At 59.9% G+C, this 13448-nt stretch carries 12 protein-coding genes; 5 read left to right on the plus strand and 7 right to left on the minus strand.

What is annotated here, in order from left to right:
* Nucleotides 1-37 precede the first annotated feature (37 nt).
* The 5 genes from metE to ACYZTL_RS21415 all read left to right on the plus strand — a co-directional run bounded on the left by metE (nt 38) and on the right by ACYZTL_RS21415 (nt 6073).
* Nucleotides 38-2350 (plus strand): 5-methyltetrahydropteroyltriglutamate--homocysteine S-methyltransferase, encoded by a 2313-nt coding sequence (gene metE / locus ACYZTL_RS21395; protein ID WP_461953408.1) that lies wholly within the window; start codon nt 38-40, stop codon nt 2348-2350.
* A 173-nt stretch (nt 2351-2523) separates the two neighbouring features.
* Nucleotides 2524-3555, plus strand: a complete 1032-nt coding sequence (locus ACYZTL_RS21400; RefSeq protein WP_461953409.1) for an alpha/beta fold hydrolase — start codon at nt 2524-2526, stop codon at nt 3553-3555.
* 155 nt (nt 3556-3710) lie between these two features.
* Nucleotides 3711-4376 carry a DsbA family oxidoreductase gene (locus tag ACYZTL_RS21405; RefSeq protein WP_461953410.1) on the plus strand — a complete coding sequence of 222 codons (666 nt, stop codon included), beginning with the start codon at nt 3711-3713 and terminating at the stop codon, nt 4374-4376.
* Nucleotides 4377-4475: 99 nt separating this feature from the next.
* Nucleotides 4476-5171: a hypothetical protein gene (locus tag ACYZTL_RS21410; RefSeq protein ID WP_461953411.1), complete on the plus strand. Its 696-nt coding sequence runs from the start codon at nt 4476-4478 to the stop codon at nt 5169-5171.
* Entirely contained in the window at nt 5168-6073 is a 906-nt protein-coding gene (locus ACYZTL_RS21415; RefSeq protein ID WP_461953412.1) for a hypothetical protein, read from the plus strand. Before ACYZTL_RS21410 ends, ACYZTL_RS21415 begins: the two co-directional genes overlap by 4 nt.
* Nucleotides 6074-6143: 70 nt before the next feature.
* Here the strand turns inward: ACYZTL_RS21415 and ACYZTL_RS21420 are convergent, their stop codons facing one another.
* The 7 genes from ACYZTL_RS21420 to ACYZTL_RS21450 form a co-directional block, all read right to left on the minus strand.
* Nucleotides 6144-6473: a GlpM family protein gene (locus ACYZTL_RS21420; RefSeq protein ID WP_461953413.1), complete on the minus strand. Its 330-nt coding sequence runs from the start codon at nt 6471-6473 to the stop codon at nt 6144-6146.
* An 8-nt stretch (nt 6474-6481) separates the two neighbouring features.
* Nucleotides 6482-7810, minus strand: coding sequence for a two-component response regulator AauR (gene aauR / locus ACYZTL_RS21425; protein ID WP_461953414.1), 1329 nt, complete (start codon nt 7808-7810; stop codon nt 6482-6484).
* Nucleotides 7807-9708, minus strand: coding sequence for a two-component sensor histidine kinase AauS (gene aauS, locus ACYZTL_RS21430; protein ID WP_461953415.1), 1902 nt, complete (start codon nt 9706-9708; stop codon nt 7807-7809). The genes aauR and aauS overlap by 4 nt, the downstream gene beginning before the upstream one ends.
* A 217-nt stretch (nt 9709-9925) precedes the next feature.
* The gene (locus ACYZTL_RS21435) at nt 9926-10660 is read right to left on the minus strand and encodes an amino acid ABC transporter ATP-binding protein (protein ID WP_461953416.1); all 735 of its coding nucleotides are present in this window, start codon (nt 10658-10660) and stop codon (nt 9926-9928) included.
* Complete coding sequence (locus tag ACYZTL_RS21440; protein WP_461953417.1) at nt 10657-11328, minus strand: amino acid ABC transporter permease; 672 nt, start codon at nt 11326-11328, stop codon at nt 10657-10659. The genes ACYZTL_RS21435 and ACYZTL_RS21440 overlap by 4 nt, the downstream gene beginning before the upstream one ends.
* Nucleotides 11328-12074, minus strand: coding sequence for an amino acid ABC transporter permease (locus tag ACYZTL_RS21445; protein WP_461953418.1), 747 nt, complete (start codon nt 12072-12074; stop codon nt 11328-11330). Before ACYZTL_RS21445 ends, ACYZTL_RS21440 begins: the two co-directional genes overlap by 1 nt.
* A gap of 194 nt (nt 12075-12268) precedes the next feature.
* Entirely contained in the window at nt 12269-13183 is a 915-nt protein-coding gene (locus ACYZTL_RS21450) for a glutamate/aspartate ABC transporter substrate-binding protein (RefSeq protein ID WP_461953419.1), read from the minus strand.
* Nucleotides 13184-13448 lie beyond the last annotated feature (265 nt).

Here is a 13448-nt window from a genome sequence, read left to right on the forward strand (position 1 = left end):
CGACAATAGCGCCATCTTTTACAGGGAGAAATTCACCATGGCTCTGGCCCACACACTTGGTTTTCCACGCATCGGCGCGGACCGTGAACTGAAAAAAGCCCTCGAATCCTACTGGAAGGGCGATCTCGATCAGGACGCGCTGAAAAGCGTCGGCTGCCAACTGCGCGCCACCCATTGGCAATTGCAGAAAGACGCCGGCATCGACCTGCTACCGGTCGGCGATTTCGCCTGGTACGACCAGGTGTTGACCCATTCCCTGACCTTCGGTGTGATCCCCGAGCGTTTCGACAGCGCCAAAAATGCCAATGGCCTGCCGACGCTGGACACGTTGTTCGCCATGGCCCGTGGCGCCACGGCAACCTGCTGCGGCGGCGATCACGACAAGGCGCAATACGCCCAGGAATTGACCAAGTGGTTCGACACCAACTACCACTACCTGGTCCCGGAATTCGGCGCTGACCAGCAGTTCAAGCTGAGCTGGGAACAGCTGTTCGACGAAGTTGAAGAAGCCAAGGACCTCGGCCACAACGTCAAACCCGTCATCATCGGCCCGCTGACGTACTTGTGGCAGGGCAAGGCCAAAGGCAACGACTTCGACAAGCTCGACCTGCTGGAGCGCCTGCTGCCGATCTACGGCGAAATCCTCGGTCGCCTCGCCGCGCAAGGCGTTGAATGGGTGCAAATCGACGAGCCGATCCTGACCCTCGACCTGCCACAAGCCTGGAAAAATGCGTTCGAACGCGCTTACCACATCCTTCAATACTCGCCGCTGAAAAAACTGGTGGCGACCTACTTCAGCGGTCTGGAAGACAACCTCGGTCTGGCGGTCAGCCTGCCGGTACAAGGCCTGCACATCGACGCGGTGCGGGCGCCGGACCAGCTCGGCCAGGTGCTCGATCGCCTGCCGACCTACAAGATTCTTTCGGTGGGCCTGGTCAACGGCCGCAATGTCTGGCGCTGCGAACTGGAGCAAGTCCTTGCGCAACTGCAATCGGCCCAAGAACGCTTTGGCGACAACCTGTGGGTCAGCAGTTCCTGCTCGCTGCTGCACAGCCCGGTGGACCTGGAGCGTGAAGACAAGCTCGACCCGGAACTGAAAAGCTGGCTGGCGTTCGCCGTGCAGAAGTGTGGCGAAATCGCTGTGCTGCGCGATGCCCTTAACGACCCGCAATCGCCCAAGGTGCAAGCCGCCCTGGCCGAGAGCCGTGCGATTCAGGCCAGCCGCGCCGAGTCGCCACGCATTCACAAAGCCGACGTGCAGGCGCGCATCGCGGCCATCGGTGCAGCCGACAGCCAACGCCATTCGCCGTTTGCCAAACGCATCGAGCAACAGCGTGCGCGGTTGAAACTGCCGACGTTCCCGACCACCACCATCGGCTCGTTCCCGCAGACCGGTTCGATCCGTCTGGCGCGTCAGGCGTTCAAGCAAGGCAAGCTGTCGGCCAACGATTACACCGACGCCATGCACAGCGAAATCCGCCACGCCGTGCAAGTCCAGGAACGCCTGGGCCTGGACGTGCTGGTACACGGGGAGGCCGAACGCAACGACATGGTCGAGTACTTTGCCGAGCAGCTTGAGGGTTATGTCTTCACCCGGTTCGGCTGGGTGCAGAGCTACGGTTCGCGCTGCGTCAAACCGGCGATTATCTACGGTGACCTCAGCCGTCCGAACGCCATGACCGTCGACTGGATCACCTATGCGCAAAGCCTGACCGACAAGGTCATGAAAGGCATGCTCACCGGTCCCGTGACCATGCTGATGTGGTCGTTCCCCCGTGAAGATGTCTCGCGAAAAATCCAGGCGCAGCAACTGGCGTTGGCCCTGCGCGACGAAGTGGTGGACCTGGAAAACGCCGGCATCAAGATCGTGCAGATCGACGAAGCGGCGTTTCGCGAAGGTTTGCCGCTGCGTCGGGCGCAATGGCAGGAATACCTGGACTGGGCGGTGGAAGCGTTCCGCTTGAGTGCTTCCGGTGTGCGCGACGAAACCCAGATCCACACCCACATGTGCTACAGCGAATTCAACGACGTGATCGAGTCCATAGCGGCGATGGATGCGGACGTGATCACTATCGAAACCTCGCGCTCGGACATGGAATTGCTGGAGGCCTTTGAAGCGTTCGATTACCCGAACGATATCGGGCCGGGCGTCTATGACATTCACTCGCCACGGGTGCCGGACACGGCGGAGATGGTCAAGTTGATGAGCAAAGCGGTGAAGCGGATTCCGGCGGAGCGGTTGTGGGTCAATCCGGATTGCGGTTTGAAAACCCGCGCGTGGCCGGAAACCGAAGCCGCGTTGGTCAACATGGTGGCGGCGGCGCGGCAGTTGCGTAGTCAGTTGGCCTAAAGTTCCGCGGCGCCCATTCTGGCGCCTTCGCGAGCAAGTCGAAGCAGGCAACACAGTCTCGAATATGACCGTTCAGCACTCTTCATCAAACTGTCACGTAACTGTGGCAGCGCGCTTGATCAAACTTCATCAGACTCGCGCTCTACTGGGGTTCTGCGTTTTGGTGTTTTTTCATGCGTGCTTTGTTTTTATCAGCGGTCATTTTTCTGGGCGCATTGTTCAGCCTGCCGTCCCTGGCGGCCTCTCGTTGTGATGTGAATGTTCCGACCGAGCACGTCGATCTGGCGCAGGTGAGCCTGGCGTACCAGAGCATCGGCCGTACCTCGGATCCGGCACTGCTGCTGGTGATGGGGCTGGGCGGGCAGTTGATTCACTGGCCGGACGAGGTGGTGGTCGCGCTGTGCCAGCAAGGCTTTCGGGTGATTCGATATGACAATCGCGATGTCGGCCTGTCCTCCTGGCGACAGGCGCCAGTCGACGCCAACCTGACCTTCGAAGTGCTGCGCTACAAACTCGGTTTGCCGGTTGCGGCGCCGTATTCCCTGACGGACATGGCCGACGATGCGCTGGGTTTGATGGATGCGTTGCACGTCGATCAATTCCACGTGTTGGGCGCGAGCATGGGCGGGATGATCGCCCAGCATATGGCGGCCATGGCGCCGCAGCGGGTCGAGAGCCTGACGCTGATCATGACCAGTTCCGGTGCCGAAGGCTTGCCGGCGCCGAGTGCGGCGCTGGTGCAGTTGCTGTCGCGCCGGGGTGCCCCGAATCGTGAAGTGGCGCTGGAGCAGCAGGCTGATTTGTTGGCGGCGTTGGGTAGCCCGACAGTGAGCGATGATCGGCAGGCACTGCTGCATCAGGCGGCGCAGTCCTATGACCGCGCGTTCAACCCCGAGGGCGTGAAGCGCCAGATCATGGCGATCCTCGCGGAGCCGAGTCGGGTGGCGATGCTCAATCAGTTGCGCGTGCCGACGCTGGTGGTGCACGGCACCGCGGATCCGCTGTTGCCAGTGATGCACGGGGTGCATTTGGCGGCGCATATTCACGGTAGTCAGTTGAAGCTGATTCCCGGGTTGGCCCATCGTTTTCAGGAGGCTTTCAAAGCACCGTTGCTCGCCGCCGTGTTGCCTTATTTGCAGGCTCACCGCGAGGACACTTCGCATTGGGCGCAGATTGATCCTGTGGTCGAACACAACCTTCTGTAACACCCTCATTTCCTGTGGGAGCGTGGCTTGCCCGCGAAGGCGGCCTAATAGCTGACCTATCTCTTGCAGACGTACACCGCGGACTCACACAATCCCGCTTCCACAGGTGTATCGTTCATCCTTTTCCGGCCTGTGTTCAGCCTGCGAGGTGTGTGATGAGTGCCCCCCTTAAAATCGATTTCGTCAGCGACGTTTCCTGCCCCTGGTGCGTCGTTGGCCTGTACGGCCTGACCCAGGCCCTGGATGTGTTGGGCGATGAGGTCCAGGCCGAAATCCGTTTCCAGCCGTTCGAGCTGAACCCGAAGATGGGCCCCGAAGGGCAGAACATCACCGAACACATCACCGAGAAATACGGTTCGACCCCGGAGCAATCGCAACAGAACCGCGAAATGATCCGCGCACGCGGCGCCGAAGTCGGTTTTGCCTTTCGCATCGATGGCAACAGCCGCATCTACAACACCTTCGATGCTCACCGATTGCTGTACTGGGCGGGACTGGAGGGGTTGCAGTTCAATCTGAAGGAGGCGCTGTTCAAGGCTTTTTTCACAGACGGCGGCAATCCTTCCGACCACGGTCAGTTGGCGCAGATCGCGCAAAGCGTTGGCCTGGACCGTCAGCGGGCAGAGGCGATCCTTGGGTCGGAGGAGTTCGCCAACGAGGTGCGTGAGGAAGAGCAGTTGTGGCTGTCCCGTGGCGTCAATTCGGTGCCGACCGTTGTCTTCAACGGGCAGTACGCGGTCAGCGGCGGGCAGCCGGTGGAAACCTTTGTCGCGGCGATTCGGCAGATCATGAGTGAAGCGAAGGGCGGCACCGTCAGCTGATTTCTGTCCGCTGTAAAAAAAAGTATCAATGTGCCACTATGGTGTTAGCCGTTGCTGCCGATATAGACGGCAACGATTTCAATCATAGGGATTTGATTCATGACACTTCACGCTTTTCGCACGTGGGCAGCGCTCACCTTGCTCGCCTGCCTGACTCTTACCGGCTGCGCCCACATCCAACCGCCTGTTCCCCTGGACAAACAATTCTGGGATGCCAAAGAGCCGACCATCGGCGTTGCCATCACTGTGGTGCCGGCGCCGGTGCTGGCGCTGACCGGTCAACAGGGGATGCTCGATTACGCGATCAATCGGGGCGTCAACAGCAAGCTCAGCGACAACGTCGAAAAATGGCAAGTGCGCGACCTGAATACCTTGCCGGATGTCATCGTCGCCAAGCTGCAAGCGAAGGGGTACAAGGTCAAGCGGATCAACGAGCCGGTTGACCTGAACGTCTATAAGCAAACCAGTTTTCGTGAAGGCTACATGGGCCGTGACTTGGCGCCGATCAAGGGCGCTTACGGCGTCGATCGACTATTGCTGGTGAATGTCTTCGCCACCGGCGCTACCCGCAGCTACTACGGATTCGTGCCGACCAGCGTTCCGATGGCGCAGGTGAGCGGGCAGGGCATGGTGGTCGATCTGGTCGACAACAAACTGCTGTGGTTCAAACCCTTTGCTGCAGTGCAAGCGGCCCAGGGCGAGTGGGATGAGCCGACGTACACCAACCTGTCCAATGCCTTCTACCAGGCCATGGACAATAGCCGTCAGCAAATGATCACGCCGTTCGAACAATGAAGCGGCCGATCAGGGTGGCCAGTGCACTGGCCCTGTTGATGCTGGCTGGCTGTGCGCAGAAACCGGCGCCCGAGGCCGGTTTCAAATCGCAGAGTGCCGCGTCTTACGTCCAGGCTCATGGGCTGAAAGTGGACATGCAGCTACCGCAGGCGTTTGTCGGTGCCAGCACGGTGATTGACGCCGAGGCGGCGCAGAAGGCAGCTTCGTCGAGTCATAATCTGGTGGCCAGTTCCAATGCCGCCGGGCTGGCCGGTCTGCTCGTGGCGAGCCTGATCAACACCCAGATGGGCAGCGGCAGCTTGCAGCGTGATGCGGAAAAGATTGCCCTCAAGGATTCGCGTCCGATGGCCGACCTGCTCGCCGGTGTGCCGTTGCAGGAACGTCTGCAACAGCGCTATCAACAGGCGTCGCAAATAGCCGGGCTGAAGCAAGGGGAGGGGCAAGTCACTGCGCGTCTGGTGATCGAACCGAAGCTGATGCTCACTCCCGATCGCGGCAGTTTTGTGCTGGTCAATCAGGTGCAGGTCCAGGACATTGCCGGTTCGGCGCTGTACCGCATGCGCATCGAAGTGACGAGCCAGCCGATTCGGCGTTGCGGCAAGCAATGCATTGACGACGGCAGCCTGGATCTGGCGAAGGTCACGGCTGTGCTCGACGAGTGCATCGACGAGTCCATGCGCGTGCTGGCCACCGATCTGATGCAACCGGCACCGCCGGAGGCCGCTCAGGAAACCTTGCGGTATGTGCTTGATGGCCAGCGCGTGGTCGAGCGCGGTTATCAGTTGGCCAACAATGGCAGCTACTGGCGGTATCGCAACCTCTACGGCGCGGTGAAATCAGTGCCGGTGCCGTTCGAGGATGCGCTGACACAGGCGCAGCTTGAAAAGGTTTACGGGCGGTAACATCACTCTGTGGGAGCCTGTGGTGAGGGGATTTATCCCCTCACCACAGGCTCCCACAGGGGGATTGTGGTCAGGCTTGAAAGCGCACCCACACGCTGACCAACACCGTCGCCGCCATCAACCACGCCACCGCCGCGACGGCGAGTGAAGCCTCCAGCCGCATACGATCCACCATCAAATACAACGTCGCCAGGTAGATGAAGTACGGAATGATCGACCACATGCCAAACACGATGGTGGTCTTCAAATCATCCAGCGAGCGCCCTTTGCCGACGATGTAATGCGCTATCAGCGCAAAGGTCGGAAACAGCGGCACCAGTCCGGCGATGTAGTAGTTTCTGGTCTTGGCCAGCGCAGCGAGGATCAACACCACCGCTGCGCCCAGGGTTGCTTTGAGCATCAGGTCCATCAGTGGGCCAGCCCGTACTTCTTCACTTTGTCGAACAGGGTGGTCTTGGCCATCCCCAATTCCAGGCTGGCCTGGGTCAGGTTGCCGCCGCTACGTTGCAAGGCGTCGCCGAGCAGGTTGCGTTCGAAGGCTTCCACCGCTTCGGCGAAGGCCAGGCCCTGATTGCTGCCGCTGGCGCCGGATTTCTTGAAGGCCGGCAGACCGAGGGCAAAACGCTCGGCGACGTTGCGCAGTTCGCGCACGTTGCCCGGCCAGTCATGGCTCATTAGGTTCGACAGGGTCTGGTTGTCCAGATCCGGCGCGGTACGGTCGAAGCGCAGTGATGACTGCTGCAGGAAATGTTCGAACAGTTGCAGGATGTCTTCGCGACGTTCGCGCAGCGGCGGCAATTCCAGGGTCACCACGTTCAGGCGGTAATACAGGTCGCTGCGAAACTCACCCGCCTTGCTCGACTCGTCGAGGTCGGACTTGGTCGCCGCGATCACCCGGCAATCCACCGCCACACTCTGGTTCGAGCCGAGGCGTTCGAGGGTGCGTTCCTGCAACACCCGCAGCAGTTTGATCTGCAACGGCAGCGGCATGCTTTCCACTTCGTCGAGGAACAGCGTACCGCCGTCGGCGTGTTCGATCTTGCCGATCCGCCGCTTGCCGGCACCGGTGAACGCGTTGGCTTCGTGGCCGAAGATTTCGCTTTCGAACAGGTTTTCCGGCAGACCGCCACAGTTCAGCGCAACGAACTGCTTGGTGTGCCGCCGACTGAAATCGTGCAGGCAACGCGCAACCAGTTCTTTACCGGTGCCGGTCTCGCCTTCGATCAGCACATTGGCCGAGGTGTCGGCGACATTGGCGATCAGTTCCCGCAGGTTCTGCATCGCTGGTGAGCGGCCGATGATCCGTCCTTCCAGAGAATCCCGCTCCGCCAGTTGCCGGCGCAACGAAGAGACTTCCCGCGCCAGGCTGCGTTGCTCCAGCGCGCGCCGTGCAACATCCACCAGCCGTTCCGGGGAGAAGGGTTTCTCCATGAAGTCATAGGCGCCTTTTTGCATCGCACCGACGGCCATGGAGATGTCGCCGTGACCGGTAATCAACACCACCGGCAGGCTGCGATCGCGAGCCTTGAGCCGGGTCAGCAGTTCGAGGCCATCAATGCCCGGCAGACGGATGTCGCTGATGACAATGCCGGCAAAGTTGTCGCCGACCCGCTCCAGCGCTTCTTCGGCGCTGCCCACGCCGACGCAGGGAATGTCTTCCAGGGTCAGCGCCTGTTGGCAGCCGAGCAGCACATGGGGGTCGTCTTCGACGATCAGCACACTAAGGTCGTTGTTCATATTGGCTCGGCAGGAGTAGGGCTTACCAACGGTAAACTGAGGACGAAGGTGGTACCACCGCTGGCTGGGTGTTCGACACCCAAATGTCCGCCCGTCGCGGCGGCAAGGCTGGCGGACAAAGTCAGGCCGAGGCCCAGGCCCTGCTCGCCGGGTTTGGTGGTGAAGAACGGTTCGAACAGATGCTTGCGCGCTTCGGCGTCGATGCCGTGACCGTTGTCGCGTACCCGCAGGCGATATTTGCCGTCGAACTCCTCGCCTTCGAGCCACAGCTCCGGCAAGGGTTGGGCTTGCATGGCGTCGAGGGCGTTGCCGATCAGGTTGACCAGAATCTGCTCCAGGCGTGTCTGGTCGATCTGCACCTGCACATCGGCGAATTCGCGATGCAATTGCAGATGAACACTTTCGACTCGCCCACCGAGCAGTTGCAGAGCAGCGTCGACCGCTTTGCCGAGGCAGGCTTGGCCCTTGTCGTCACCCCGTCGGGCGAAGGAACGCAGGCTGGCGGTGATCCGGCCCATGCGGTCGATCAGGTCGTTGATGGTCTTGAGGTTGGTGCTGGCCACGTCCAGCTGGCCACGCTCCAGAAAGCGCACGGTGTTGCCGGACAAGGTGCGCAGCGCGGCCAGTGGCTGGTTCAATTCGTGGGCGATGCTGGTGGACATCTGGCCGATGGCCGCGAGTTTGCCGGCCTGCACCAGTTCATCCTGGGCCCGGCGCAAGGTCTCTTCGGCCTGACGGCGTTCGCGGATCTGGCCCTTGAGCCGTTCGTTGCTGGCGCGCAGGTCGGTGGTGCGTTCGGTAATCCGACGCTCCAGTTGATTGTTGGCTTCCTGCAGGGCTTCCCGGGCGGCGAGGCGGGTGGCGATCACCTTGCGGCGCTCGTTCCAGGCGATCAGCAGGAACGCCACGAGGGCAAACGCCACGGCGACCAGAATCCCCTGATTGATCGCTTCGCGGCGCAAATCCTGCAACGGCGTGAGCAGGGTGAAATTCCACGGGGTGTCGCTCAAGGGCCGGGTTTGCGAGAGGTAGCTGATGTTCTCCTGGTCGGACTCCACTTCGCTGTTGGCCGGGAAGGTCAGCTTTTCCTCGCCTTCGGCCAGTTTTTCCCGGGCCAGCGGTTGCAGTTCGTTTAGCGGAAACCAGTAGTACTGAAGGCTGCGCGCGAGTTTTTCTTTGGTTTCGTCGCTTAACGGAACCACTGATTTGAGCCGTCGCGCCGGATCGCTGGACAGAATGATGATGCCGTTTTCATCGCTGACGAAGGCTTCCAGGCGCGCCCGTTGCCAGCGTTCTTCCATCGCTTCGAGGCGGACTTTGACCACGGCGACGCCGATGATCTTGCCGTGTTCTTCCAGGCCATGGGCCAGGTAATAACCGGGTTCGCCGCTGGTGCTGCCGATGCCATAAAAGCGCCCCGGCTCGCCGCGAACGGCGTTCTGGAAGTAGGCGCGGAAGGACAGGTCTTCACCGAGGTAACTGTCGACATCGCGCCAGTTGCTAGTGGCCATGACGCGGCCGGTAGTGTCCATCACGTAGATGGCCCGACTGCGGCTGCGCCGGTTCAGGCCTTCGAGGTATTCATTGACCGTTTGCCGGTGTTCCGGCGACGGGTCGGCCATCAGCCTGGACACACTGGATTCAAGTTCCAGCAGGCTGGGCAGATAGGTGTACTTGCTGATCTCGCTCTCGACAGCGCGAGCGTGCAGTTCAAGCTGACGCTGGCCGTTCTCGCTGAGGCTGCGGATCCCGTAGTGTTCACTGACCCAGAAGCCGACGTAACCCAATCCGATCATCAGGGCGATGATCAGCGGCGGCAGGAACAGATGACGAATCAGACGGGGTTTCACGGCGAGTGATGGCGGCGCGGCGCGATAGAGAGTGGTGTCGCATTTCATCACAGATGCCTTGGGTCAACCAGCTTGGCAACGGGCTTGCTCTGGTTTCCAGTCGAACACGAAACTTGTGGCGAGGGAGCTTGCTCCCGCTCGGCTGCGAAGCAGTCGTAAAACCGGTAAATGCGGTGTGTCAGATACATGCATTTGCAGGTTTTGGGGCCGCTGCGCGACCCAGCGGGAGCAAGCTCCCTCGCCACAAGGGAAAACCAGTACCGTTTTAGTGCTGCAGAATCTTGTTGAGGAAGTGCTGGGTACGGTCGGCGCGGGCACTGATGTCGCCGAAGAATTCCTCTTTCTGGCAGTCTTCGATGATCTTGCCCTGGTCCATGAAGATCACCCGATCCGCCACTTTACGGGCGAAGCCCATTTCGTGGGTTACGCACATCATGGTCATGCCTTCGTGGGCCAGTTGCACCATCACGTCGAGCACTTCGTTGACCATCTCAGGGTCGAGCGCCGAGGTCGGTTCGTCGAACAGCATGACGATCGGGTCCATCGCCAGCGCACGGGCAATCGCCACGCGCTGTTGCTGACCACCGGAGAGCTGGCCCGGATGCTTGTGGGCGTGCGCCGAAAGGCCGACACGCTCAAGCAGTTGCAGGCCTTTCTTGGTGGCTTCTTCCTTGCTGCGGCCCAACACCTTGATCTGCGCGATGGTCAGGTTTTCGGTGATGGTCAGGTGCGGGAACAGTTCGAAATGCTGGAACACCATGCCGACGCGCGAACGCAGTTTCGGCAGGTTGGTCTTCGGGTCGGCGATGGACGTGCCATCGACCACCACGTCGCCTTTCTGGAACGGTTCCAGCGCGTTGACGCATTTGATCAGGGTGGATTTGCCGGAGCCGGACGGGCCGCAAACCACGATCACTTCGCCTTTTTTGACCTCGGTGCTGCAGTCAGTCAGTACCTGGAAGTCGCCATACCACTTGTTGACATTCTTGATAGAGATCATACGGCAAACCTTTTTTGCAGACGCTTGACCAGCAGCGAGGCGGCAAAGCTGATTGTGAAGTACGTGAGACCTGCGAAGATCAGGAACTCATTGGAGCGACCGATGATGTCGCCACTGGCACGCGAGGCGTTGAGGAAGTCCACCAGACCGACCGCGTAGACCAGCGAGGTATCCTGAAACAGGATGATGCTCTGTTGCAGCAGCAGCGGGGTCATCTTGCGGAACGCTTGCGGCAGGATGATCAAACGCATCATCTGGCCGTAATTCATGCCCAGGGCCTGGGCAGCGCCCATCTGACCCTTGGGAATGGACTGAACGCCGGCGCGGACGATTTCGCAGAAGTACGCCGCTTCAAACATCATGAACGCCACGATGCACGAAGTGAACGCGCCGATCGGAGTGTCTTCGCCGGTGATCCAGCGCAGCACGAACGGCACCGCCAGGTAGAACCAGGTAATGACCAGCAGCAGCGGGATCGAGCGGAAATAGTTGACGTAGGCGCCGGCAATGTTCGACAGCAGTTTGCTGTGGGACAGGCGCATCAGCGCGAGGATCGTGCCGAGGATGATCCCGCCGGCAACGCCCAGCGCCATCAGTTGCAGGGTCATGACCATGCCGTTCCACAAGCCCGGCAGGGACGGGATGATGCCCGAGAAGTCGAATTCCATCATTTACCCCCTACGGAGATCAGGCCCGGCACGGCGACTTTCTTCTCGACCATACGCATCAGCAGCATCAGGCTCATGTTCAGGGTGAAGTAGATCAGCGTCGCCAGGGTAAAGGCTTCGAACAGGTTCGCGGAGAACTCAGCGGTTTGCTTGGTCTGTGCGAGTAGCTCCATCAAACCAATCAGCGAGGCGACGGAGGTGTTCTTGAACACGTTCAAGAATTCCGAAGTGAGCGGCGGAATGATGATCCGGTAAGCCTGGGGCAGCAGCACGTTCCAGTAGATCTGCGGCAGCTTGAAGCCCATGGCGCGAGCGGCGGATTCCTGGCCTTTGGGCAGCGCCTGGATACCGGTGCGCACTTGTTCGCAAACGCGAGCGGTGGTGAACAGGCCGAGGCAGACAACAACGCTGAGGAAAGCCGAGGTGGTCGGGTTCAGGTCCTGCTTGTACCAGTCCTGCAGGTTTTGCGGCAGCAGGTCGGGCACCAGGAAGTACCAGATGAACAGCTGAACCAGCAGCGGCACGTTACGAAAGAGTTCGACGTAGCAGGTCGCGATGCCCGATACGATGCGATTTGGTACGGTGCGCATGACGCCCAGAATCGAGCCCAGCGTCAGGGCGATGATCCAGGCCACGATGGCGATGGCGATGGTCCAGCCCAAACCGGAGAGGTACCAGTCGAAATAAATCTCGCTGCCCACACCGGTGGACTTGAAGAACACGCCCCAGTCCCAGTTGTAATTCATTAGGGTCTCCCCTCGGATTCGATCGATGTACAAGTGCCCGCCTGGGGAAGCTCCGTTCCCGCCCTAACCTTGACGGTCAGGCACACACGAGCGGCTCGACAGCCACCGGTTCGAGTGTTTCCAAAAATGCCAGCAGGGAGTGACAACCTCCTGGAAGGGCAGCGGCCCTTGCAGGAGGTAAGGTTAGTCAGAAATCAGGACTTCTTGTCGTCAGCCGCTTTATCGGTCGGATTGGCGATCAGAGCCTTGAGCTCGTCGCTCATCGGGAACATCAGGTTCAGGCCTTTAGGCGGGATTGGCTGCATGAACCATTTTTCGTAGATCTTGTTGATCTCACCGGACTTGTAGGTGGCGACGATCGCGTCATCCACAGCCTTCTTGAACGGCTCGTCGCCCTTGCGGACCATGCAGCCGTAGATTTCGTAGGACTGTGCAGTGCCCGTTACGGCCCAGGCAGTCGGCTGCTTGGCCTTGGCCATTTCACCGGCCAGCAAGGCATCGTCCATCATGAAGGCAACGGCGCGACCCGATTCCAGCATGTTGAAAGACTCGCCATGGTCTTTGGCAGAGATAACGTTCATGCCCATCTGCTTGTCGGCGTTCATCGACTTGAGGATACGCTCGGACGTGGTGCCGGCGGTGGTCACGACGTTCTTGCCTTTCAGATCGGCGAAGTCTTTGTACGGCGAATCTTTCTTGGCCAGCAGCTTGGTGCCGATTTCGAAAATGCCGACGGAGAAGTCAACTTGCTGCTGACGTTCTACGTTGTTGGTGGTGGAGCCGCACTCGACGTCCACGGTGCCGTTCTGCACCAGCGGGATACGGGTTTGCGAGGTCACCAGGTTGTATTTGACCTGTAGGTTCGGCATGTCCAGGTCTTTCTTGATGGCTTCAACGATTTTCAGCTGGATATCGTGGGAGTAGCCAACCGGTTTGCCGGACGCGTCCGCGATGTAGGAAAACGGAATGGAAGCGTCACGATGCCCGAGGGTGATGACACCGGACTCTTTGATCTTCTTCAGTGTGCCGGTGAGTTCGGCAGCGAAAACTGGAGTGGTAATCAGAGCGGCAGCAATGGCTGCGCCCAGGATATGGGGAACGATGCGCATCAAATTTTCCTCGACATTGTTTTTATATGGAGCCAGTTCATCGGCCCTTTTCGTGCTTCGGATGCGTGGCGGCACCTGAAGGGTGGGCACGACACTACATTCGTCCAAGAGTGTAGAGCATGACTCGTGCCAGGCTAGGTGTGACGGGTCAACATATTGATTTATAACGATATATATTATTTTTGATGTGATTTATGTCAATCAGAAATCCGGTTAACCGAATCAACCGGCAGGTCGCGTTCGGAAAACCGAATGCAATCCTCGG

Source organism: Pseudomonas sp. LB3P81, from assembly GCF_054897965.1.